A 23,934-nucleotide genomic window follows, 5' to 3' on the forward strand; every position below is an offset into this window, starting at 1 on the left:
GCTTAGTGTCCGTAGAGGCGCGGCGCCGGCTGCCGCCGGCACGTGCCCCACAGGGGCTTGCCCTTGGGTGGCTCTATTCACCTGAGAATCTGCAACAGGGCTGTCCCCTGAGGCGCATCACCGCTACAGAGCCCGATGACGTCGGTCATGTCGGGGGCGGCCGGGCCGAGTCTCGCGCGGCCCGGCCGCCCCCGGAGGCGGTTCCGGCGTCGTCGCCGGGCCCGCCCCCGCACGTCCCGTGCTACTTGATGATCTTGGTCACTCGGCCCGCGCCGACGGTCCGGCCACCCTCGCGGATGGCGAACCGCAGGCCCTCCTCCATCGCGACCGGCTGGATGAGCTGGACGGACATCTCGGTGTTGTCACCGGGCATGACCATGTCCGTGCCCTCCGGCAGCGTGACGACGCCGGTGACGTCGGTCGTGCGGAAGTAGAACTGCGGACGGTAGTTGTTGAAGAAGGGCGTGTGGCGCCCGCCCTCGTCCTTGGACAGGATGACGACCTGCGCCTCGAACTGCGTGTGCGGGGTCGTCGTGCCGGGCTTGATGACGACCTGGCCGCGCTCGACGTCCTCGCGCTTGGTGCCGCGCAGGAGCAGACCGACGTTGTCGCCCGCCTGGCCCTGGTCGAGCAGCTTGCGGAACATCTCCACACCGGTGACGGTGGTGGTCTGCTTGTCTTCCTTGATGCCGACGATGTCGACGGTCTCGTTGACGTTGATGACACCGCGCTCGACGCGGCCGGTGACGACGGTCCCGCGGCCGGTGATCGAGAAGACGTCCTCGATCGGCATCAGGAACGGCTTGTCGACGTCGCGCTCCGGGTTCGGGATCTTCTCGTCAACGGCGTTCATCAGCTCGAGGACGTTCTGGCTCCACTCGGCGTCGCCCTCCATCGCCTTCAGCGCGGAGACCTTAACGACCGGAACCTCGTCGCCCGGGAACTCGTACTCGTTGAGGAGCTCGCGGACCTCCAGCTCGACCAGGTCGAAGATCTCCTCGTCGTCGACCATGTCGGCCTTGTTCAGCGCGACCACGATGTAGGGCACGCCGACCTGGCGGGCCAGGAGCACGTGCTCCTTGGTCTGGGGCATCGGGCCGTCGGTGGCGGCCACGACCAGGATGGCACCGTCCATCTGCGCCGCACCGGTGATCATGTTCTTCACGTAGTCGGCGTGGCCGGGGCAGTCGACGTGCGCGTAGTGGCGCTGCTCGGTCTCGTACTCGACGTGCGCGACGGAGATGGTGATACCGCGCTCGCGCTCCTCAGGAGCGTTGTCGATGTCCTCGAACGGCGTGAACGGGTTCAGCTGCGGGTAAGCGTCGTGCAGAACCTTGGTGATGGCGGCGGTAAGCGTGGTCTTACCGTGGTCGATGTGACCGATGGTGCCGATGTTGACGTGCGGCTTGCTCCGCTCGAACTTGGCCTTCGCCACTGGATTTCTCCTAGACGTACAGGGTTGCTAGCTGGACTGGATACGTATCGCGGTTACTCGCCGCGCGCCTTCGCCACAATCTCTTCTGCGACGCTGGACGGGACCTCCGCGTAGGAGTCGAACACCATCGTGTACGTGGCTCGACCCTGCGTACGGCTGCGCAGGTCACCCACGTAGCCGAACATCTCCGAGAGGGGCACCTGGGCCTTGACCACACGGGTGCCCGAGCGCTCCTCCATCGACTGGATCTGACCGCGCCGACTGTTCAGGTCGCCGATCACGTCGCCCATGTAGTCGTCGGGCGTCGTGACCTCCACCGCCATGACGGGCTCAAGCAGAACCGGCTTGGCCTTGCGCGCCGCTTCCTTGAACGCCATGGAGCCGGCGACCTTGAAGGCGAGCTCGGAGGAGTCGACGTCGTGGTACGCGCCGTCCTGCAGCGTCACCTTGATCCCCACCAGGGGGTATCCGGCGAGAATGCCGAACTCGGCAGTCTCCTGGCAGCCGGCGTCCACCGAGGGGATGTACTCCCGGGGGATGCGGCCGCCCGTGATGTTGTTGACGAACTCGTAGCCCGCGCTGTCGCCGCCGTCCTCGGACAGCAGCGGCTCCAGGTCGATCACCACGCGGCCGAACTGGCCCTGGCCACCCGTCTGCTTCTTGTGGGTGTAGTCGACCTTCTCGACCTTCTTGCGAATGGTCTCGCGGTAGGCCACCTGCGGCCGGCCGATGTTCGCCTCGACCTTGAACTCGTCGCGCATGCGGTGGACGAACACCTCGAGGTGCAGTTCCCCCATGCCCGAGATGACCGTCTGGCCGGTCTCCTCGTCGGTGGACACCCGGAAGGAGGGGTCCTCGTCGACGAGGCGCTGGATGGCCACACCCAGCTTCTCCTGGTCGCTCTTGCTCTTGGGCTCGATGGCGACCTCGATGACCGGCGCCGGGAACGTCATCGACTCCAGCACGATCGGCTTGGCGGAGTCGCACAGCGTCTCGCCGGTGGTGGTGTCCTTCAGACCCATCACCGCGACGATGTCGCCGGCGCCCACACGCTGGATCTCCTCGCGCTTGTTGGAGTGCATGCGGTAGATCTTGCCGATGCGCTCCTTGCGGCCCTTCACGCTGTTCAGGACCTGCGTGCCGGTGTCCAGCACACCCGAGTAGACCCGGATGTAGGTGAGCTTGCCCAGGTGCGGGTCGCTCATGATCTTGAAGACCAGAGCCGAGAACGGCTCCTCCTCGGACGGACGCCGGGAGAGCGCGGCCTCCTCGGACTCGTCCTTGGGGTCGTGGCCCTCGATGGCCTCGACGTCCAGCGGCGCGGGGAGGTAGTCGACCACGGCGTCGAGCAGCGGCTGCACACCCTTGTTCTTGAACGCGGTGCCGCACAGCACCGGGATGGCGGTGCCGGCGATCGTCGCGCGCCGGATGGCCGGCTTGACCTGCTCGATCGTGGGCTCGACGCCCTCCAGGTACAGCTCCATGATCTCGTCGTCGGCCTCGGCCAGCGTCTCGATCATCTTGTCGTGGGCCTCACGGGCGGCCTCGGCGTGGCTGTCGGGGATGTCGACGGTGTCGTACATCTCCCCCAGCTTCGTCTCCTCGCTCCAGACCAGCGCCTTCATGTGCACCAGGTCGATGACGCCCTTGAAGTCCGACTCGGCGCCGATCGGCAGCTGCACCGGCAGCGGGTTGGTGTTCAGGCGGTCGGAGAACATGTCGACACAGCGCTGGAACTCCGCACCGATCTTGTCCATCTTGTTGATGAAGCAGATCCGCGGAACCCCGTAGCGGTCGGCCTGGCGCCAGACCTGCTCCGACTGCGGCTCGACACCCTCCTTGGCGTCGAACACAGCGACGGCACCGTCGAGCACACGCAGCGAACGCTCGACCTCGACCGTGAAGTCGACGTGGCCGGGCGTGTCGATGATGTTGATCGTGTGGTCGTCCCAGTGGGTGGTCGTAGCCGCGGACGTGATCGTGATACCCCGCTGCTGCTCCTCCTTCATCCAGTCCATGGTGGCCGCGCCGTCATGGACCTCACCCAGCTTGTAGTTCACGCCGGTGTAGAAGAGGATGCGCTCGGTGGTCGTGGTCTTACCCGCGTCGATGTGCGCCATGATCCCGATGTTGCGGACCTTGGCAAGGTCAAGAGCAGTGGTAGCCATGAGGGCTCGTCTTCTCTCGGTCTCGTATCGATAAAGCCGCGGGGATTACCAGCGGTAGTGGGCGAAGGCCTTGTTCGACTCCGCCATCTTGTGGGTGTCCTCGCGGCGCTTAACGCTGGCGCCCAGCCCGTTGCTGGCGTCGACCAGCTCGTTCAACAGCCGCTCGGTCATGGTCTTCTCGCGGCGCTTGCGCGAGTAGGTGACCAGCCAGCGGAGAGCGAGGGTCGTGCTGCGGGACGAGCGGACCTCGACCGGCACCTGGTAGGTGGCGCCGCCGACACGGCGGCTGCGCACCTCGAGGGCGGGCTTCACGTTGTCCAGCGCACGCTTGAGCACCACGAGCGGGTCCTGGCCGGTCTTCTCGCGCGCGCCTTCGAGGGCCTTGTAGACGATCCCCTGGGCGATCGAGCGCTTGCCGTCGAGCAGCACCTTGTTGATCAGCGAGGTGACGAGCGGCGATCCGTAGACCGGGTCGGTAATGAGCTGGCGCTTCGGCGCCGGGCCCTTGCGCGGCATGCTTACTTCTCCTTCTTAGCGCCGTAACGGCTTCGCGCCTGCTTGCGGTTACGCACGCCCTGGGTGTCGAGAGAGCCGCGGACGATCCGGTACCGGACACCCGGCAGGTCCTTCACACGACCGCCGCGCACGAGCACGATGGAGTGCTCCTGGAGGTTGTGTCCGATACCGGGGATGTAGGCCGTGACCTCGATCCCGCTGCTCAAGCGCACACGGGCGACCTTGCGCAGGGCGGAGTTCGGCTTCTTCGGCGTAGTGGTGTAGACACGCGTGCACACACCACGACGCTGCGGACTCCCCTTCAGCGCCGGGGTCTTGTTCTTTGCGACCTTGTCCTGTCGGCCCTTGCGGACCAGCTGCTGGATGGTGGGCACCGCGTCTCCGTCTTTCTCGTGACCTACGCCGGTTCTTCTTAGCCGATGTGTCCTGTGACCTGCTGGACTTCCCGTCCTCCCCTACCCCCGCACCCGGGCGTGTCGCGCTCTACCCCAAGCATGGCGGAATCCGGATAACGTCCGACCCTGCGGTCGTTTCGCTGGGAGGAGGTGTCACGCTCCGCGCTCTGCACTGTCCGGCGAAAGCCGTTCGCAGAGTGCGCACGTGCTGACCCGTCGACTCACGGGCACGAATTTACAGAGTACCGAAGGCTCTGTAGCAGGTCAAAATGACGACCGCCGGCTTCGGTACTCCTGATTCCGCAGCCTCATGCTGTCGTAGGTCTTCCTCTAGTGTACGGGCTCTCAGGAGTGCTCGTGCGGAATAACCCCCATCAGGTCCGGGACTTCCCGCCACTGTCCGCGCGGCGCGCCCGCGGATGTGGCCGAAGACACCGGTGCCCGGTGCGGTCGCGGCCGCACCGGGCACCGGAGCCTCCTTTGCAGGCACCCGCGGCGGGTGCCTGCGGAGCGGCGTCAGGAGAGCACGAACACCCCCACGTAGACCGCGACCTCCACCAGCAGCAGCCCGATGCCGGCCCAGGCCAGGATCGTGCCCAGCCGGACCAGGTTCAGTCCTTCGAGCTCACCCTGCGAGCGGCGGATCGCGCGCCGCGCCCGCGAGCCCGTCATCAGGGCCGCGACGGCGGTGAACAGACCGATCACCGGCACCAGCGCGGCGATGCCCAGCCACAGGGTGGCCGACGCCTCCGGCGCGGTGTCGGGCCAGTGGTCGATGTTGTCGTAGCCGGGGTAGGGGTCGCCGGCCGCGCCGCCGAGCGGGCGGTCGAAGCCGGGGAACTCCTGCCTTATCGGATCGCGGGAGTCGCGGGGCGCCCGGCCGCTCCGGTCGTCCTCGCCGTAGGCGCCGGGGTCGGTGCCGTAGCCCTCGGGCCGCATGCCCTCGGAGCCGCCCGGGCCGTAGGGCGGGGTGCCGTACCCCTCGCCGCCGGGACCGTAGCCGCCGCCGTAGCCCTCCGGCGGCGCGCCCCCGTAGCCGCCCGAGCCGTAGGGCGAGGTGCCGTACCCCTCGCCGTAGGGGTCCGCATCCTGTGTGGGTCCGGAGCCGTACCCGCCGGCGTCCGCCGCGTACGCGCCGAGGTCCATGGCGGCGGTCTCCGGGCCTTCGGGCCCCGCACCGCCCGGCCGCCCGTAGTCGGCGGGCGGCGCGCCCGCGGTGGACAGGCCCTCGTAGGCGGAACCGTCCCCTCCGGAGAAGGCGTCCCCGCGCGGCGGCTCGCCGCCGCGCCGGTCGGCGTACTCCGGGTAGGAATCGGCGACGGAGCCGGGGCCGTCCTGGCCGCCGGGCCGGTGGTCCGGGCCGGGCGCCTGGGTGTAGGAGTCGTACCCGATGCCGCCTTCGGGGCCGGGGCCGTACTCCGGTGCGGGCCCGCCCGCGGCCTCGCCGCGGCCGTACCCGAAGTCGGCTTCGCGCCCGTAGCCGCCGTACTGCCCGTAGTCGGCTTCGCGTCCGTACTCGCCGGACCGCGCGTCGCCGTACCGCTCCTCATAGCCGGGCCGACCGTGGCGGTCGTGGTGGCCTTCGCCGTACTCGTCGAATCCGCCGTGCGGACCCCCGACGCCGGCGTCGGCGGGACCGCCGCCGCGCAGGTCCGGCCCGAGCTCGTCGCCGGCGGGGAAGTCGCCGCCGCCGCCGCGCAGGTCCGGCCCGAGTTCGTCGCCGGAGGCGGGCACCGCCCCGGTGTGCGGCCCGTCTTCGCCCCCGGCCGCGGTGCCCGGCGCGAAGGGCTCCCCCGCGTAGGGGGCGCCGCGGGCCGGCTCGCCGCCGCGGGCGCGCGCCTGCTGAGCCGCGATCGCCGACAGCGGGTCGTCGCCGAGACCGGAGCCCGGCCCCGCTGCGGATGCGCCGCCCGGCCCGGGCGCCGGCGGTTCACCCGAGCCGCCCTCGTCCCGCGGCTGCGGGAACCGGGTCGTCTGGTCCGGCGAGCCCTCGCGGCGCCGGCGCTGCGCCTCGTCGACGGCCTGGCGGACCTCGTCCGGCAGCCGGGTGTCGTCGCGGCTGAACGCCCAGGTGTTGCCGCTGCCTGAACCCAGGCCGCCGTCGGGACCGCCGGAGGGGCCCTCCGCTGGGCCGCGGCCGGGCTCCGGCCGCCCGGAGCCGGCTTCCGGACCGAATCCGGGCTCGGACGCAGCGGGGGTCCACTCGGGCGGGGAGGCCCCGGGCTCGGACGGAGCGGGGGTCCACTCCGAGGGGGTCGGGCCGGGCTCGCCGCGGGAGGGGTCCGACCAGGAGTACGCCGACCGCGAGGACGGGTCGTCCTCCATCTGGATCCGGTGGGAGTAGGGGCGGGACAGCTCGTCGTCGTAGCCGCCGGCGGGGTCCGGCTCGGCGCCGGGCCGCCCCGCGGGGTCGTTTCCGGCCGCCCCGCCGCGCGGCGGGTCGAGCGGGTCCGCGTTCGCGGCGTCCCAGCGGGGCAGCGGCCCGGATTCGGGGTCGAGCCGGTACGCGGCGCCGGAGGCGAAGCGCCGGGGCTCGCCTGCGGCACCGCCGGGCTCGGCCGGGCCGGGGAAGTCTGTTCCGTAGGAGGAGGGGCGCTCGTCCTGATGCGGGTGGTCGGTGCCGGGGCGCTCCCACCGCGGCTCCTCGCCGCTGCGCGGGTCGCGCCGGTCGCCGTACGCGGAGTGGTCGCCGTAGGACGCCTCGCCGTACGGCGCGCCGCCGCCCGCCGCACCGAGCGCGGAGTCCGCCGGCCAGGGTGCGCCCGCCGACCGGGCGCCCGCGTGCGGCTCGGCCTCCGGCGCGCCGAACCGGTCGGCAGCGCCGCGGAAGTCGTCGGAGGCGTGTTCGGAGGGACCGAACCGCTCGGCAGCGCCGCGGAAGTCGTCGGGGGCCTGTTCGGAGGGACCGAACCGCTCGGGCTCGCGCTGCTCGCCGAACGAGGCGCGGTCCCAGGACCCGGTCGCACCCGCACCCGCGCCCGCGCCCGCGCCCGCGCCGTAGGACCCGCCGGCCGGCCACTGCGGCTCCGCCGGGCCCGCGGTCTCGGCGCGGCCGTAGGGGCCGGGCGCCTCGGGGGCGGCCGGGCCGCCCGGCTCGCCGAAGGGGGCAGGGGCGCCCCCCGGCTGCCGGCCGGCGCCCTCCCGCTCGTCCCGCGCCGCGGGCGCGGGATCCCCGCCGGGCCGCGGAGCGGTCCCGGAGCCGCGGTGATCGGTCGGGCGGGCCGGATCGGCCGTGTTCTCCACATCCCTCGCGGAGAACGGCTCGGTATCGGGTCCGGAGTCGGCTTCGCCCGGTTCCGGGCGGCCGCCGAGGCCGGGACCGGCCTGCATACGACCGGAGCCCGGGTACTGCCAGGACTCGTCGGCGGAGGGACCTGCGTACGCGGCGCCGGGGGCGCTCGGACGGTGGTCGTCGCGCGATGAGCGCACCGTCGACCCGAATCCGGGGTAGCCGCCGGTGCCTTCAGGGGCGCTCAGCGGGGCGTCCTGGGAACCGGAGCCGGGGGCGTCGGGCAGCCGGTACCCCCCGACGGTGCCGGCTTCGCCGGTGCCGGCTCCCCCCGGTTCGGCGTAGCCCGGCCGGGCCTGGTGCGCCGGCCCTCCCGTGCCGCCGCTGCCGGGCTCGCCGAAAGAGCGGGGATCGCGGGTCGGGGCCGGCTCGGAGACCGGCCGATCCGCACCGGCGTTCGCGCCGCCCCCGGGCTCTGCGGACGCCGTGTACGGGCGGCTGAGCGGCGGCGGTTCCTGCCCGGGAGCCGCGCCGCGCGGGTCGTCGCCGGGCAGCCCGAGGTCGCCCAGCGCCGAGGGATAGGGCTCGGCCATGCCGGGGCGCTCGCCGCCGACGCCCGGGTAGCCCCCGCTGTTGGGGAAGGCCGACCGCTGCCGGTCACCCTCGTGCGGGTGCCCGGCGTAGGGGTCCTGCGGGCGCGCCTGCGCGCGTCCGTCCTCGCCGGGCCGGGCCGCCTCGCCCTCCTCGGCGGCGCCGGCTTCCTGATAGGTCTCCTCGTACTGGGACTGCGTCCGGTGGCGGTCGCCGCTCGGCCTGAACCACGATCCCTCGGCGTCCCGGCGGGCACCGTGGTCACCATCGGGCGGCACGTACCGCTGTCCCCCGTTGTCCGTCACTGTCTTCGATCTCCCGACCGCGCCTAGGCGCTGCTCTCCCCATCGATAACCGAGTATGCCGAGCCGCAACGACGAACGGCGGTAGCCCACCCGGTAAACGGGTGGACCACCGCCGCCGCTCGTCCTACCAAGCGAATTCGCCGATCGACTCTTCAGGTCACCTGTTGTAGGGCCCGAAGTCGTACTCCTCCAGCGGCACGGCCTCTCCCGAGCCCTGCCCGAAGGTGTACTCGCTGGGCTCCTCGTAGCCCGACACCGAATACATCGACGCCTTCGCCTCCTCGGTCGGCTCGACCCGGACGTTGCGGTACTGCGGCAAGCCGGTACCGGCCGGGATGAGCTTACCGATGATGACGTTCTCCTTGAGGCCCACCAGCGGGTCGCTCTTGCCGTGAATGGCGTTCTCGGTGAGAACCCGGGTGGTCTCCTGGAACGACGCCGCCGACAGCCACGACTCCGTGGCCAGCGACGCCTTGGTGATGCCGAGCAGCACCGGGCGGCCGGCCGCGGGCTGACCGCCTTCGGCCACGACGCGGCGGTTGATGGACTCGAACTTGGGCCGCTCGACCATCTCGCCGGGCAGCAGCTCGGAGTCGCCGGACTCCAGGATGTTCACCCGCTTGAGCATCTGCCGCACGATGATCTCGATGTGCTTGTCGTGGATCGAGACGCCCTGCGACTTGTAGACCTCCTGCACCTCCGACACCAGGTGCTGCTGCACGGCCCGCGGGCCCTGGATGCGCAGCACCTCGTGCGGGTTGATGGCGCCCTGGATGAGCTGCTGGCCGACGGCGACGTGGTCGCCCTCGCCCACCAGCAGCTGGGCGCGCATGGGCACCGGGTAGGAGATCTCGTCGGACCCGTCGTCGGGCACGAGGATGATCTTCCGGCTCTTCTCGGTGTCCTCGATGCGGATGCGGCCTTCGAGTTCGCTGATCGGGGCCACACCCTTGGGGATGCGGGCCTCGAACAGCTCGGTCACACGCGGCAGGCCGTGGGTGATGTCCTTGCCGGCCGAACCGCCCATGTGGAAGGTCCGCATGGTCAGCTGGGTACCGGGCTCACCGATGGACTGCGCGGCGATGATGCCGATGGCCTCGCCGACGTCGACGGGCTTGCCCGTCGCCATCGAACGGCCGTAGCAGGTGCTGCACACGCCGATCTTGGCCTCGCAGGTGAGCGAGCTGCGCACGCGGACCCGCTCGACGCCGTTCTCGACCAGCTTGTCGATGATCGGCTCGGAGGTGTCGGTTCCGGCCGGCACGACGACCTTGCCGTCGACGACGACGTCCTCGGCGATGGTCCGGCCGAAGCCGGTGTTCTCGACGTTGTGCTTGCGCACCACGGTGCCCGCGGCGTTCTCCTCGCCGAACTCGTGCCACAGCGAGCGGTCCGTCTGGCAGTCGACCTCGCGCACGATGACGTCCTGGGCGACGTCGACCAGGCGCCGGGTCAGGTACCCGGAGTCGGCCGTACGCAGCGCGGTGTCGGCCAGTCCCTTGCGCTGTCCGTGCGTGGAGATGAAGTACTCCAGCACCGACAGGCCCTCGCGGTAGGAGGACTTGATCGGACGCGGGATGGTCTCGCCGCGCGTGTTGGAGACCAGGCCGCGGATGCCCGCGATCTGGCGCACCTGCATCGGGTTGCCTCGGGCGCCGGAGTTCACCATCATCCACACCGGGTTGTCGGCGGGAGCGTTGTCCTCCATGTCCTTGGCGACCTCGTTGGTGGCCTTGGTCCAGATCTCCGTGAGCTCCTGGCGGCGCTCGTCGTCGGTGATGAGACCGCGGTCGAACTCGCGCTGGATCTTGTCGGCCTGGCGCTCGTGGCCCTCCAGGATCTCCGTCTTGCGCGGCGGCGCGAGCACGTCGGAGATCCCGATGGTCAGGCCCGACCGGGTGGCCCAGTGGTACCCGGCGTCCTTGAACGCGTCCAGCGTGGACGCGACCTGGACCTTGGGGTAGTTCTCGGCCAGCTCGTTGACCAGGGAGGACACCTGCTTCTTGCCCACCTGGTAGTTCACGAACGGGTAGTCCGAGGGCGTGGTCTCGTTGAAGAGGTAGCGCCCCAGGGTCGTGTCGAGCGTGTAGGGCTCGCCGGGCTCGTGGGCCTCGGGCTCGACCCACTCGCGCGGCGGCGGCACATCGCCGTCGACACGCAGCTTGATCGGCGCCTGAAGGTCGAGCTCGCCCAGGTCGTAGGCCATGATGGCCTCCGCCGGGGTGCGGTACGCCCGGCCGGCTCCCTGGCCGTCCTCCTTGAGGGTGGTCAGGTAGTACAGCCCGATGATCATGTCCTGGGTGGGCATGGTCACCGGCTTGCCGTCGGACGGCTTGAGGATGTTGTTGCTGGCCAGCATCAGCAGCCGCGCCTCGGCCTGGGCCTCGGCGGACAGCGGCAGGTGGACCGCCATCTGGTCGCCGTCGAAGTCGGCGTTGAAGGCGGTGCACACCAGCGGGTGGATCTGGATGGCCTTGCCCTCGACCAGCTGCGGCTCGAAGGCCTGGATCCCCAGGCGGTGCAGCGTCGGCGCGCGGTTGAGCAGCACCGGGTGCTCGGTGATGACCTCTTCGAGGACGTCCCAGACCACCGGGCGGGACCGCTCGACCATGCGCTTGGCGCTCTTGATGTTCTGCGCGTGGTTCAGGTCGACCAGGCGCTTCATCACGAACGGCTTGAACAGCTCCAGGGCCATCTGCTTGGGCAGGCCGCACTGGTGCAGCTTGAGCTGCGGGCCGACCACGATGACCGAGCGGCCGGAGTAGTCGACGCGCTTGCCCAGCAGGTTCTGCCGGAAGCGGCCCTGCTTGCCCTTGAGCATGTCGGACAGCGACTTCAGCGGACGGTTGCCCGGCCCGGTGACCGGGCGGCCGCGGCGGCCGTTGTCGAACAGCGCGTCGACGGCCTCCTGCAGCATCCGCTTCTCGTTGTTGACGATGATCTCGGGCGCGCCGAGGTCCAGCAGCCGCTTGAGGCGGTTGTTGCGGTTGATGACCCGGCGGTACAGGTCGTTCAAGTCCGAGGTGGCGAACCGGCCGCCGTCGAGCTGCACCATCGGGCGCAGGTCCGGCGGGATGACCGGAATGCAGTCCAGCACCATGCCCATGGGGCTGTTGCGGGTGTTGAGGAACGCCGAGACGACCTTGAGGCGCTTGAGAGCACGCGCCTTCTTCTGGCCCTTGCCGCTGCGGATGGTCTCGCGCAGCCGCTCGGCCTCGGCGTCGAGGTCGAAGTTGGCCAGCCGCTCCTGGATCGCCTGAGCGCCCATGCCGCCGCGGAAGTACTTGCCGAAGCGGTCCCGCATCTCGCGGTAGAGCATCTCGTCGCCCTCGAGGTCCTGCACCTTGAGGTTCTTGAAGCGGTTCCAGACCTCTTCGAGCCGGTCGATCTCGCGCTGGACCCGGTCGCGGATCTGGCGCATCTCGCGCTCGGCCGACTCGCGGACCTTGCGCCGCGCGTCGCCCTTGGCGCCCTGCTCCTCCAGCTCGGCGAGGTCGTTCTCAAGCTTCTTGTGGCGCTCCTCGACGGCGGAGTCGCGGCGCTGCTCCAGGTGCTGGCGCTCCACCGAGATGCGGGCCTCCAGCGACTGCAGGTCGCGCTCGCGGGCCTCGGTGTCGACCCAGGTGACCATGTAGGCGGCGAAGTAGATGATCTTCTCGAGATCCTTCGGCGCCAGGTCGAGCAGGTAGCCCAAGCGGCTGGGAACACCCTTGAAGTACCAGATGTGGGTCACCGGGGCGGCGAGCTCGATGTGGCCCATGCGCTCACGCCGGACCTTGGCCCGGGTGACCTCCACACCGCAGCGCTCGCAGATGATGCCCTTGAACCGGACGCGCTTGTACTTGCCGCAGTAGCACTCCCAGTCGCGGGTCGGACCGAAGATCTTCTCGCAGAAGAGCCCGTCCTTTTCCGGCTTAAGGGTCCGGTAGTTGATGGTTTCCGGCTTCTTGACCTCGCCGTGCGACCACTGTCGGATCTCGTCGGCGGTGGCGAGGCCAATCCGGAGCTCGTCGAAGAAGTTGACGTCGAGCACTTAATTCGTCCCCTGCTCTTGAAGATCGCGGAAGTTAGACCTCTTCGACACTGCTCGGCTCGCGCCGGCCAAGGTCGATTCCCAGTTCCTCCGCTGCCCGGAAGACGTCCTCATCGGTATCCCGCATCTCGATCGACATACCGTCGCTGGACAGCACCTCCACATTCAGACAGAGCGACTGCATCTCCTTGATGAGCACCTTGAAGGATTCGGGGATGCCCGGCTCGGGGATGTTCTCGCCCTTGACGATCGCCTCGTAGACCTTCACGCGGCCCAGGACGTCGTCGGACTTGATCGTCAGCAGCTCCTGCAGCGCGTAGGCGGCGCCGTAGGCCTCTAGGGCCCAGACCTCCATCTCGCCGAAGCGCTGGCCCCCGAACTGCGCCTTACCGCCCAGCGGCTGCTGGGTGATCATCGAGTACGGCCCGGTGGAGCGTGCGTGGATCTTGTCGTCGACCAGGTGGTGCAGCTTGAGGAAGTAGGTGTAGCCCACCGCGATCGGTTCGGCGAACGGCTCGCCGGTGCGGCCGTCGTACAGCTGCGCCTTGCCGTGCTCGTCGACCAGCCGGACTCCGTCCTCGTTGGGGAGGCTGGAGGCCAGCAGACCGCCGATCTCGTCCTCGCGCAGACCGTCGAAGACCGGGGTGGCCACCTTCGTTCCGGGTGTGATGTCGGCGGCGCCGATCTCGTGCATCGCCTGCTTCCAGGCCTCGTCGTCGCCGTCGACCTTCCAGCCGTTCTTCGCCAGCCAGCCCAGGTGGATCTCCAGGACCTGCCCGACGTTCATCCGGCCGGGCACGCCCAGCGGGTTGAGAACGATGTCGACAGGGGTGCCGTCCTCCATGAACGGCATGTCCTCCTGCGGCAGGATCTTGGCGATGACACCCTTGTTGCCGTGGCGGCCGGCGAGCTTGTCGCCGTCGGTGATCTTGCGCTTCTGCGCGACGTAGACGCGCACCAGCTCGTTGACGCCGGGCGGGAGCTCGTCGCCCTCCTCGCGGCTGAAGACGCGAACGCCGATGACCTTGCCGGACTCGCCGTGGGGCACCTTCAGCGAGGTGTCGCGGACCTCGCGCGCCTTCTCGCCGAAGATCGCGCGAAGCAGGCGCTCCTCGGGGGTCAGCTCGGTCTCGCCCTTGGGCGTGACCTTGCCGACGAGGATGTCGCCGTCGATGACCTCGGCGCCGATGCGGATGATCCCGCGGTCGTCGAGGTCGGCCAGGACCTCCTCGCTGACGTTGGGGATCTCGCGGGTGATCTCCTCGGGGCCCAGCTTGGTGTCGCGGGCGTCGACCTCGTGCTCCTCGATGTGGATCGAGGAGAGCACGTCGTCCTGGACCAGGCGCTGGGAGAGGACGATGGCGTCCTCGTAGTTGTGGCCCTCCCAGGACATGTACGCCACGAGCAGGTTGCGGCCCAGCGACATCTCGCCGTGGTCGGTGGACGGGCCGTCGGCGAGCACCTGGGTCTCCTCGACCCGCTGGCCCTCCTCGACGATCGGGCGCTGGTTGAAGCACGTGCCCTGGTTGCTGCGGCGGAACTTGCCGAGCCGGTAGGTCTTGCGCGTGCCGTCGTCGGCCATCACGGTGACGTAGTCGGCCGTGACGTCCTCGACCACGCCCGCCTTCTCGGCGAGGACGACCTCGCCGGCGTCGGTGGCCGCCCGGTACTCCATGCCGGTGCCCACGATCGGCGACTCGGCGCGCAGCAGCGGCACCGCCTGGCGCTGCATGTTGGAGCCCATCAGCGCGCGGTTGGCGTCGTCGTGCTCCAGGAAGGGGATCATGGCGGTGGCGACCGACACCATCTGGCGCGGCGACACGTCCATGTACTCGACCTCGTCGACCGTGACGGCCTCGAACTCCCCGCCCTTCCGGCGGACCAGCACGCGGTCGTCGAGGAAGTTGCCCTCGGCGTCCACAGGCGTGTTCGCCTGGGCGATGACGTAGCGGTCCTCCTCGTCGGCGGTGAGGTAGAAGACCTCGTCGGTCAGCTTGTTGTCGACGACCTTGCGGTAGGGGGTCTCGACGAAGCCGAAGGAGTTGACGCGGCCGTAGCCCGCCAGCGAACCCATCAGGCCGATGTTGGGACCCTCAGGGGTCTCGATCGGGCACATGCGGCCGTAGTGCGACGGGTGCACGTCGCGCACCTCGAAGCCGGCGCGCTCGCGCGACAGACCGCCCGGACCCAGCGCGTTGAGCCGCCGCTTGTGGGTCAGCCCCGCCAGGGGGTTGGTCTGGTCCATGAACTGGGACAACTGGCTGGTGCCGAAGAACTCCTTGATGGAGGCGACGACCGGCCGGATGTTGATCAGGGTCTGCGGCGTGATCGCCTCGACGTCCTGGGTGGTCATCCGCTCGCGGACGACGCGCTCCATGCGGGCCAGCCCCAGGCGCACCTGGTTCTGGATGAGCTCGCCGACGGTACGCAGGCGGCGGTTGCCGAAGTGGTCGATGTCGTCGGTCTCGATCGGGCGGGCGCCCTGGCTGGTCTCCAGCTCCTCCTCGCCGGCGTGCAGCCGCACGAGGTAGTCGATCGTGGCGACGATGTCGTCTTCGGTGAGCGTGCCCTGCGTGAACTCGGTGTCGAGGCCGAGCTTCTTGTTGATCTTGTACCGGCCGACCTTGGCGAGGTCGTAGCGCTTGGGATTGAAGTAGAGGTTCTCCAGCAGCGCCTGAGCGGACTCCTTCGTCGGCGGCTCGCCCGGGCGGAGCTTGCGGTAGATGTCCAGGAGCGCGTCGTCGGTACCCGCGGTGGGGTCCTTCTCCAGCGTGTTGCGGATCGACTCGTAGGAGCCGAAGCGCTCCAGGATCTGGTCGGTGGTCCAGCCCAGCGCCTTGAGCAGCACGGTGACGCCCTGCTTGCGCTTGCGGTCGATGCGGACGCCCACGAAGTCGCGCTTGTCGACCTCGAACTCCAGCCAGGCGCCGCGCGACGGGATGACCTTGCAGCCGTAGAGGTCCTTGTCGGAGGTCTTGTCGACCTGGCGGTCGAAGTACACGCCAGGCGAACGGACGAGCTGCGACACCACGACGCGCTCGGTGCCGTTGATGATGAACGTGCCCTTCGCGGTCATGAGCGGGAAGTCGCCCATGAAGACCGTCTGGCTCTTGATCTCACCGGTGTCGTTGTTGATGAACTCCGCCGTGACGAACATCGGGGCGGAGTAGGTCATGTCCTTGTCCTTGCACTCCTCTTCGGAGTACTTGGGCGGCTCGAACCGGTGGTCGCGGAACGAGAGCGACATGGTCCCGGAGAAGTCCTCGATGGGACTGATCTCCTCGAAGATCTCTTCGAGACCGGACTGCTCCGGAACGTCCTTGCGGCCGGCGTTACGAGCCGCCTCGACTCGGGTACTCCACTTCTCGTTACCGAGCAGCCAGTCGAACGACTCGGTCTGCAGGGCCAGGAGGTTCGGGACTTCGAGTGGCTCCCGAATACGGGCGAAGGAAACGCGGTTCGGACCAAGGTCGTTAGCGGAGGCGTTGCGCGAGGCTGCCAACAGGGGTCCTTCCGAAGGCTTGTGGCGGTTGATGCGCGCGCACGCCGGACGATCCGGAATGTCTGGCCGAGACCCGCCGACGGACATCGGGCGGGAGCTCTAAGTGGAGAACGTACGGTGGGGTCCGGGAACACCGAGGGAGCCTCGGAATCCGGCCGCGGAGCACGGACACCGGCACACGGATCGTCAATGGGCAGCGCAAAAGGGCAGTGTAGCCGAATACTACACCGCTGTCCAACCGCACCCCCCGAAGTCAGTCACGACACCACGCAGCATCGCCCCAACAGGCGGATCCGTCAAGCCCGGGCGGCGCCGTGCGCGCGGTTCGGTGCCCGTGAGAGGCCCCACAGGAAATTCGGGGTGTGAGGCGCCGGACATGCGGGAACGTATCTTCTTTCCCGGAGCCGCCCCCACGCCCCTCCGCTACCGCGCCGGTGCCGCCGCGCGCGGACGCGCACACCGCGTGTGACACCCGACCACCTCTTCGCACCCCTCGCCCGGCCGCGTCGCGCACCGCTTTCGAGCATGTTCCGGGCATCGTGGAATCCCGGTTTCGGCCATGGTCCCATGAGCCCGGCCGTCCGCGGCACCGCCCCGTCCGCGGGCGGCCGCGGCCTCGCCGCGCCGCATCGGGCGGCCCCGTCCACGGGGCCGCAGCGGCCCGCCGCATCGAGGCGGCTTCCGCGCCGCAGGCGGCACCGGAGGCCCGGTGCGCCGGGGCCCCGACGCGAAAAGGGCGGCCGCCCCGCGGGGCGGCCGCCCTGATGCGCAGACCCGCCGGGCCGCGCGCACGCGGCAGGCGGTCGCACGCCCGGTCCTACTTGAGCGTGACGGTGGCGCCGGCGCCTTCCAGGGCCTCCTTGGCCTTGTCGGCGTTGTCCTTGCTGACGCCCTCCATCAGCGGCTTCGGGGCGTTGTCGACCAGGTCCTTGGCCTCCTTGAGGCCGAGGCTCGTCAGCCCGCGGACCTCCTTGATGACCTGGATCTTCTTGTCGCCGGCGGACTCGAGGACGACGTCGAACTCCGACTGCTCCTCGACCTCTTCCTCGGGGGCACCGGCACCCGGGGCGGCGACGACGGCGGCGGCCGGAGCGGCGGCCTCGACGTCGAACTTGTCCTCGAACAGCTTGACGAACTCCGACAGCTCCAGGAGGGTCATCTCCTCGAAGGCGCTGAGGAGCTCTTCGTTGCTGAGCTTCGCCATGATTGCGGTCTCTCTTTCCTCTACCGACACGCGCCCTGCGGCCGTGCCAAGCCTGATACCGGCGCGGGTACGCCGGCGGGGGTCGTCGCTAGCTCTCCGCGCCCTCATCGGAACGCTTGTCGTGCAGCGCCTTGGCCAGTCGCGCCGTCTTGAGCGGCAGCGCCTGGAACACCGCTGCGGCCTGGCCCTGCTTGGCCTTCAGGACGCCGGCCATCTTGGAGAGCAGCACCTCGCGGGACTCGAGGTCGGCCATCTTGGTGATCTGCTCGGGGCTCATCGCCTTGCCGTCGATGACGCCGCCCTTGATCACCAGCGGCGCGTTCGCCTTCGCGAAGTCACGCAGGCCCTTGGCGGCCTCGACGACGTCCCCGCGGACGAAGGCGATGGCCGAGGGGCCCTCGAACAGGTCCAGGACCTGCTCGTCCAGACCGGCCTCGGTGGCCGCGATCTTGCTCAGCGTGTTCTTGACGATACGGAAACGCGCGTTCTGGCCGAGGCTGCGGCGCAGTTGAGTAACCTGCGCCACGCTGAGCCCCCGGTATTCGGTCAGCACTGCGCCCTGCGAGCTCTCGAATTCCTCTTTGAGCTCGGCGACCGCGGCTGCCTTGTCCGGCCTCGCCATGGGACTCCTTCCAACTGTGAACGCCGGTCCGAAGCAAAGGTCCTGGCGGTGGGAAGGCGAGAGGCGCATGAAAAAAGCCCCGGCGCAGGGGCACGGGGCGCGACGGGGAAAAACGCCGTCGCTCTCGGTACACCTGCGCGGGCCGCCCATTCGCATGGGACCTTAGGCCACCCTCGGGGTGGCGACCGGCGGTCTTCGGCGTTTACCAGTCTAACCGACGCCCGGGAGTGCTACCGCCGTCCGCCGGTCGGGGCCCTCGCCGGCCCGCACGGCGGACGACCGCGCCCACCGCGCCCCGGGGGCGGCGCCCTCACGGCTCAGCGGCCCGCCCGCGGCTTGCACACGAGAACGGCGCCCCGGCTCCTCGCGGGAGCCGGGGCGCCGTCGCGCTGCCGTCACACGGCCGCCGTCAGGCGGCGGCGGGCCGGGTGATGTTGGGGTCGACCGGGATGCCCGGGCCCATGGTGGTGGTCATGGTCGCCTTCTTGAGGTAGCGCCCCTTGGCGGCGGAAGGCTTGAGCCGGATCACCTCGTCCAGCGCGGCGCCGTAGTTCTCCACCAGCTGCGCCTCGTCGAAGGAGAGCTTGCCGATGATGAAGTGCAGGTTGCCGTGCCGGTCGACGCGGAACTCGATCTTGCCGCCCTTGATCTCGGTGACGGCCTTGACGACGTCGGGCGTGACGGTGCCGGTCTTGGGGTTGGGCATCATGCCGCGGGGGCCGAGCACCCGGCCCAGGCGGCCGACCTTGCCCATCAGGTCGGGCGTGGCCACGACCGCGTCGAAGTCGAGGAAGCCCTTCTGGATCGCCTCGACGAGGTCGTCGTCGCCGACGTAGTCGGCGCCGGCCTCGCGGGCCTGCTCGGCGCGGTCACCGGTGGCGAAGACCAGGACCCGGGCGGTCTTGCCGGTGCCGTGCGGCAGGTTCACGGTGCCGCGGACCATCTGGTCGGCCTTGCGCGGGTCGACGCCCAGGCGCAGGGCGACCTCCACGGTGGGGTCGAACTTGACCACGGCGGTCTGCTTGGCCAGCTTTACGGCCTCCAGGGGCGCGTAGAGCTTGTCGCGGTCGACCAGCTGGCTGGCCTTGCGGTGGTTCTTGCTGCGCTTCACTGCTTCTCCAAATCGAGAGGTGTGGTAGGGGCCAGCGCTGGGCCCTGCCACGGGTTGCCTGTCGGCTCGTGGTCCGGCCGTCCGCCTACTTGATCCGGATGCCCATGGAGCGGGCGGTGCCGGCGACGATCTTGGACGCGACGTCCAGGTCGTCGGTGTTGAGGTCGGGCAGCTTGGTCTGCGCGATCTCGCGGATCTGGTCCTCGCTCACCGAACCGGCCGTCTTGCGGCTGGGGTCGTTGCTGCCCTTGTCGAGGCCGGCGGCCTTGAGGATCAGCTTGGGCGCCGGCGGCGTCTTGGTGATGAAGGTGAACGAGCGGTCCTCGTAGATGGTGATCTCTACGGGGATGACGCTCCCGCGCTGGGCTTCCGTGGCAGCGTTGTACTGCTTGCAGAAGTCCATGATGTTGACGCCGTGCGGACCGAGCGCGGTACCGACGGGCGGCGCCGGGGTGGCCTGGCCCGCGGGGAGCTGGACCTTAACCAGCGCGGCGATCTTCTTCTTCGGAGGCATTTCGGGTCCTTTGCCTGATCTGCTGTGTGTCGTGGATCCCGGACGGTCGGCCCGCGGGCCTGACCGCAGCGCGGAGGCTTCGCGTCCGCGGTGGTGGCCACACCTGCGCGGGATCCGCGCTCAGGCGTGGGACGCCCCAGGCGCACGGGCGCGGAGGGGCGCGACGGGTCCGCCCGTCCAAGGGCGAACCCGTCAAGTCTACGCGCCGCCGGGCACCGGTGGCGCGGCGACCGCTGGGCGGGGACTCCCCGAGGGGGCCCTAGATCTTGGAGACCTGGTTGAAACCGAGCTCGACCGGGGTCTCGCGGCCGAAGATCGAGACCAGCACCTTGAGCTTCTGGGTATCGGCGTTGATCTCGCTCACCGTGGCGGGCAGGGTCGCGAACGGACCCTCCATCACGGTGACGGACTCCCCGACCTCGTAGGCGACGTCGGAGCGCGGCTCGGCCTTCTCCTTCGCCGGCTGCTCGGGCTGCTCCTCGGGCTCGGGCGCGAGGAGGTCGGCGACCTCCTGCAGGCTCAGCGGAGCGGGCTTGTTCGACAGGCCGACGAACCCGGTCACACCGGGGGTGTTGCGGATGGCCGCCCAGGACTCGTCGGTGAGCTCCAGGCGCACCAGCACGTAGCCGGGCAGCACCTTCTCGGTGACCTGCTGCCGCTTGCCGCTCTTGACCTCGGTGACCTCCTGGGTGGGCACCTCGACCTGGAAGATGTACTCCTCCATGTTCAGCGACTGGGTGCGGCTCTCGACGTTGGCCTTGACGCGGTTCTCGTAGCCGGCGTAGGTGTGCACCACGTACCAGTCGCCGGGGAGCAGCAGCAGTTCCTGCTTGAACTCCTCGACGGGGTCGACGCGGGTGGCGGCGGGCTCATCGGCCTCGTCCTCCGCAAGAGACTCGTCGGCCTCCTCTACGCCCTCGGCCTCGGAGGCTTCCCCGGCGCCTGCCGCGTCGCCGCCCTCGGCCTGCTCGGCTCGGGCCTCGTCGTCGGCGCCGCCCTGCTCGGACTCGGCCGCGAAGGCGGCCTCGTCGGCGGGGTCGATGTACTCGGCGCGCTGACCGGCCTCTTCCTCCGACGACCCGTCCCGCTCCTCAATAGGGAGATCGCCGGGGCTCAGTGGGGACTCGGACACGGCTGCTCTTTCTCTCGTCGGTTGCGCGCTGGACGGCGCGCTTCGATAGCGCCGTCGCCGGTTACTGCCAGCTTAGGGGCTAGTCGGACGCTTCGCGGCCATGCTTCGCCGACCGCGCGCGCCGTTACTGGCCGGGGGTCCCGGTCCCCGCACCCGCGCCGCCGCCGGCGTCGGGGGTGAACTGGCCGTAGAGCCATGTGACGGCCTCGCCGAATCCGAAGTCGAGCAGCGAGACGTAACCGACCATGATGAGCACGAACACGATCACGACGATCGTGTAGGTGATGAGCTCGCGCCGCGTGGGCCAGCGAACCTTGCGGAGTTCACCGACGACCTGCTTGGTGAAGGTCACCGGACCGGTACGACGCTTGGGCTTCTCCGGCTTGGCGTCCGCGTCAGTCTGTGTCACCTGTAGGTCCTTAGGAGTCGACGGTTCGGCTGGACTGTTCCGGCGGAACTGCCTCGATCGAGGACGCCAACCGCGCCGAGCGCGGTGCGCCGTGCCTCGCCCAAGTGTCCTTTGCAGGGCAGGAGGGACTCGAACCCCCAACCGCCGGTTTTGGAGACCGGTGCTCTTCCAATTGAGCCACTGCCCTTCAGCGGATACCGCGGCACCCACAATAACCGTGGTTCGGAGTGCCCGTGTACCGAGTACAGCACTCGGCGCCCGGTGTCCGGACCATCGGTTGCACGAGTGTATGCCCAATCGCGTTGCGGAACCAACCCGAATCCGCGGAGGAGGGGCCTCCGCGGACGTCCGGGACCCGCCGCAGCACGAGGTCCGCACCCTCGCGCCCGGACGCTGAAAACGACTCGCCCGCGCGTGTAAGCATGGTGACATGACTGACCGACCTCGCATCTCCGCACGTATCGGCGGCATCTCCGAGTCAGCGACGCTGGCGGTGGATGCCAAGGCAAAGGCAATGAAGGCCGAAGGGCGCCCCGTCATCGGGTTCGGCGCCGGCGAGCCCGACTTCCCGACTCCCGACTACATCGTCGAGGCCGCGGCGCAGGCCTGCCACGAGCCGCGGTTCCACCGCTACACCCCCGCGGGCGGGCTCCCCGAGCTCAAGGAGGCGATCGCGGCCAAGACCCTGCGCGACTCCGGCTACTCCGTCGAGCCCTCCCAGGTCCTGGTCACCAACGGCGGCAAGCAGGCCATCTACGAGGCCTTCGCCACACTGCTGGACCCGGGCGACGAGGCCCTGATCGTGGCGCCGTACTGGACGACCTACCCCGAGTCGGTCAAGCTCGCCGGCGGTGTGCCCCGCTACGTCGTCACCGACGAGTCCACCGGCTACCTCGCCTCGGTCGAGGACCTGGAGGCCGCCCGCACCGAGCGCACCAAGGTGCTCGTGTTCGTCTCGCCGTCCAACCCGACGGGCGCGGTGTATCCGCCCGAGCAGGTCCGCGCCGTCGGCCGGTGGGCCGCCGAGCACGGGCTGTGGGTGCTCACCGACGAGATCTACGAGCACCTGGTCTACGGCGACGCGACCTTCACCTCACTGCCGGTCGAGGTGCCCGAGATCGCCGACCGCACCGTGGTCGTCAACGGCGTGGCCAAGACCTACGCGATGACGGGCTGGCGCGTGGGCTGGATCGCGGGGCCCGCGGACGTCGTCAAGGCGGCGGGCAACCTCCAGTCGCACGCCACCTCCAACGTCGCCAACGTCTCCCAGGCCGCCGCGCTCGCCGCGGTCTCCGGCGACCTGGCGGCCGTCGCCGAGATGCGCACGGCGTTCGACCGGCGCCGGCAGACCATCGTGCGCATGCTCAACGAGATCGACGGCGTGCTGTGCCCCGAGCCCGAGGGCGCGTTCTACGCCTACCCCTCGGTCAAGGGCCTCCTGGGCCGCGAGATCCGCGGGCGGCGGCCGCAGACCTCCGCCGAACTGGCCGAGGTCATCCTGGAGCAGGCCGAGGTCGCGGTGGTGCCGGGTGAGGCGTTCGGCACGCCGGGCTACCTGCGGCTGTCCTACGCGCTGGGCGACTCCGACCTCGCCGAGGGCGTCGGCCGCATCCAGAAGCTCATCGGCGAGTCCGCGTAGGGACCCGAGCGCCCCGGGGCGGTGCCGGAGGTTTTCGGGGGACCTCCGGCACCGCCCCGCCGTCTGAGGCACCCTTGGGACATGGAACGTCCCATCTCCCGACTCCCCAAGGCCCACCTGCACCAGCACTTCACCGGTTCGATGCGGCACGCGACGCTGATCGAGCTCGCCGAGCGCCACGGCGTCCACCTGCCGCAGTCGCTGGCCACGGACTGGCCGCCCCGGCTGCGTGCCACCGACGAGCGCGGATGGTTCCGGTTCCAGCGGCTCTACGACATCGCACGGTCGGTGCTGCGCACCCCCGAAGTGATGTACCGGCTGCTCAGCGAGACCGCCGAAGAGGAGCGGGCCGCCGGGTCGGGCTGGCTGGAGATCCAGGTGGATCCCAGCGGCTACGCCTCGCGCTTCGACGGCCTGACCTCCACGCTGGAGCTGGTGCTCGACGCCGCGCGCGCCGCCGAGCGCGAGAGCGGTGTGGGAATCGGGATCATGGTCGCGGCCAACCGCACCAAGCACCCCCTCGACGCCAAGGCGCTGGCCCGGCTGGCCGCCCAGTACGCGGGCCGCGGCGTGGTCTCCTTCGGCCTGAACAACGACGAGCGGCGGGGGCGCGCCCTGGACTTCGAGGGCGCCTTCCGCATCGCGCGGCGCGCCGGCCTGCTGTCGGCCCCGCACGGCGGGGAGCTGCTGGGGGCGCGCAGCGTGCGCGAGTGCCTGGACGAGCTGGCGGCCGACCGCGTCGGCCACGGCGTGGGCGCGACCGGCGACCCCTATCTGCTGGAGCGCATCGCCACCCAGGGCGTCACCTTGGAGGTCTGCCCCAGCTCCAACGTGGCGCTTGGGGTCTACGACGAGCTGGGCCGCGTCCCGCTGCGCCGGCTCTTCGACGCGGGCGCCCCCATCGCCCTGGGCGCCGACGACCCGCTGCTCTTCGGTCCGCGCCTGGCCGAGCAGTACCGAATCGCCCGCGAGGTGTTCGGATTCGACGACGGGGAGCTGGCCGAGCTGGCGCGGATGTCGATCCGCGGGTCCGCGGCCCCGGACGCGCTGAAGAAGGAGCTGCTGGCGGGGGTGGACACCTGGCTGGCCACGCCGCCGGGAGCGGAGGAGGGCGCTTCGGCCGGCTGAG

At 70.1% G+C, this 23,934-nt stretch carries 15 protein-coding genes and 1 tRNA gene; 2 read left to right on the plus strand and 14 right to left on the minus strand.

Features of this window, described 5'->3' with window-relative positions; all coding sequences use genetic code 11:
• Positions 1 to 241: 241 nt before the first annotated feature.
• The 14 genes from tuf to ABD284_RS08075 form a co-directional block, all read right to left on the minus strand.
• Positions 242 to 1,435: an elongation factor Tu gene (tuf, locus tag ABD284_RS08010; protein ID WP_344141896.1), complete on the minus strand. Its 1,194-nt coding sequence runs from the start codon at positions 1,433 to 1,435 to the stop codon at positions 242 to 244.
• A gap of 53 nt (positions 1,436 to 1,488) precedes the next feature.
• Complete coding sequence (gene fusA, locus ABD284_RS08015; protein ID WP_344141897.1) at positions 1,489 to 3,603, minus strand: elongation factor G; 2,115 nt, start codon at positions 3,601 to 3,603, stop codon at positions 1,489 to 1,491.
• A 45-nt stretch (positions 3,604 to 3,648) separates the two neighbouring features.
• Positions 3,649 to 4,119, minus strand: coding sequence for a 30S ribosomal protein S7 (rpsG, locus tag ABD284_RS08020; protein WP_311545737.1), 471 nt, complete (start codon positions 4,117 to 4,119; stop codon positions 3,649 to 3,651).
• Between the two features lie 2 nt (positions 4,120 to 4,121).
• A complete protein-coding gene (rpsL, locus tag ABD284_RS08025; RefSeq protein ID WP_040274940.1) occupies positions 4,122 to 4,493 on the minus strand; it encodes a 30S ribosomal protein S12 in 372 nt (123 codons plus the stop codon).
• Between the two features lie 537 nt (positions 4,494 to 5,030).
• A complete protein-coding gene (locus ABD284_RS08030) occupies positions 5,031 to 8,639 on the minus strand; it encodes a hypothetical protein (protein ID WP_344141899.1) in 3,609 nt (1,202 codons plus the stop codon).
• Positions 8,640 to 8,796: 157 nt separating this feature from the next.
• Complete coding sequence (locus ABD284_RS08035; protein ID WP_344141900.1) at positions 8,797 to 12,672, minus strand: DNA-directed RNA polymerase subunit beta'; 3,876 nt, start codon at positions 12,670 to 12,672, stop codon at positions 8,797 to 8,799.
• A 34-nt stretch (positions 12,673 to 12,706) separates the two neighbouring features.
• Positions 12,707 to 16,174 (minus strand): DNA-directed RNA polymerase subunit beta, encoded by a 3,468-nt coding sequence (rpoB, locus tag ABD284_RS08040; protein WP_344141901.1) that lies wholly within the window; start codon positions 16,172 to 16,174, stop codon positions 12,707 to 12,709.
• Positions 16,175 to 16,991: 817 nt separating this feature from the next.
• Positions 16,992 to 17,378: a 50S ribosomal protein L7/L12 gene (rplL, locus tag ABD284_RS08045; RefSeq protein ID WP_344141902.1), complete on the minus strand. Its 387-nt coding sequence runs from the start codon at positions 17,376 to 17,378 to the stop codon at positions 16,992 to 16,994.
• 88 nt (positions 17,379 to 17,466) lie between these two features.
• Positions 17,467 to 18,000: a 50S ribosomal protein L10 gene (rplJ, locus tag ABD284_RS08050; RefSeq protein WP_344141904.1), complete on the minus strand. Its 534-nt coding sequence runs from the start codon at positions 17,998 to 18,000 to the stop codon at positions 17,467 to 17,469.
• Between the two features lie 409 nt (positions 18,001 to 18,409).
• Positions 18,410 to 19,111, minus strand: a complete 702-nt coding sequence (rplA, locus tag ABD284_RS08055) for a 50S ribosomal protein L1 (protein ID WP_344141905.1) — start codon at positions 19,109 to 19,111, stop codon at positions 18,410 to 18,412.
• Between the two features lie 85 nt (positions 19,112 to 19,196).
• The gene (gene rplK / locus ABD284_RS08060; RefSeq protein ID WP_344141906.1) at positions 19,197 to 19,625 is read right to left on the minus strand and encodes a 50S ribosomal protein L11; all 429 of its coding nucleotides are present in this window, start codon (positions 19,623 to 19,625) and stop codon (positions 19,197 to 19,199) included.
• A gap of 259 nt (positions 19,626 to 19,884) precedes the next feature.
• The gene (gene nusG, locus ABD284_RS08065; protein WP_344141907.1) at positions 19,885 to 20,757 is read right to left on the minus strand and encodes a transcription termination/antitermination protein NusG; all 873 of its coding nucleotides are present in this window, start codon (positions 20,755 to 20,757) and stop codon (positions 19,885 to 19,887) included.
• Positions 20,758 to 20,881: 124 nt separating this feature from the next.
• Positions 20,882 to 21,166, minus strand: coding sequence for a preprotein translocase subunit SecE (secE, locus tag ABD284_RS08070; protein ID WP_344141908.1), 285 nt, complete (start codon positions 21,164 to 21,166; stop codon positions 20,882 to 20,884).
• Between the two features lie 114 nt (positions 21,167 to 21,280).
• A tRNA-Trp gene (locus ABD284_RS08075) sits at positions 21,281 to 21,353 on the minus strand.
• Between the two features lie 243 nt (positions 21,354 to 21,596).
• Here ABD284_RS08075 and ABD284_RS08080 point away from each other — a divergent pair.
• Both ABD284_RS08080 and ABD284_RS08085 read left to right on the plus strand, forming a co-directional pair.
• Entirely contained in the window at positions 21,597 to 22,805 is a 1,209-nt protein-coding gene (locus tag ABD284_RS08080) for a pyridoxal phosphate-dependent aminotransferase (RefSeq protein WP_344141909.1), read from the plus strand.
• An 81-nt stretch (positions 22,806 to 22,886) separates the two neighbouring features.
• Entirely contained in the window at positions 22,887 to 23,933 is a 1,047-nt protein-coding gene (locus tag ABD284_RS08085) for an adenosine deaminase (protein ID WP_344141910.1), read from the plus strand.
• Position 23,934 lies beyond the last annotated feature (1 nt).

Source organism: Streptomonospora arabica (genome assembly GCF_039531585.1).
In the GTDB taxonomy this organism is placed as follows: Bacteria; Actinomycetota; Actinomycetes; order Streptosporangiales; family Streptosporangiaceae; genus Streptomonospora; species Streptomonospora halophila.

Coding starts and splice junctions, on each gene's coding strand:
- fusA (WP_344141897.1), bottom strand. CDS start 3,603: ATGGCTACCACTGCTCTTGACCTTGCCAAGGTCCGCAACATCGGGATC.
- rpsG (WP_311545737.1), bottom strand. CDS start 4,119: ATGCCGCGCAAGGGCCCGGCGCCGAAGCGCCAGCTCATTACCGACCCG.
- rplL (WP_344141902.1), bottom strand. CDS start 17,378: ATGGCGAAGCTCAGCAACGAAGAGCTCCTCAGCGCCTTCGAGGAGATG.
- rplJ (WP_344141904.1), bottom strand. CDS start 18,000: ATGGCGAGGCCGGACAAGGCAGCCGCGGTCGCCGAGCTCAAAGAGGAA.
- rplK (WP_344141906.1), bottom strand. CDS start 19,625: ATGCCTCCGAAGAAGAAGATCGCCGCGCTGGTTAAGGTCCAGCTCCCC.
- ABD284_RS08080 (WP_344141909.1), top strand. CDS start 21,597: ATGACTGACCGACCTCGCATCTCCGCACGTATCGGCGGCATCTCCGAG.
- ABD284_RS08085 (WP_344141910.1), top strand. CDS start 22,887: ATGGAACGTCCCATCTCCCGACTCCCCAAGGCCCACCTGCACCAGCAC.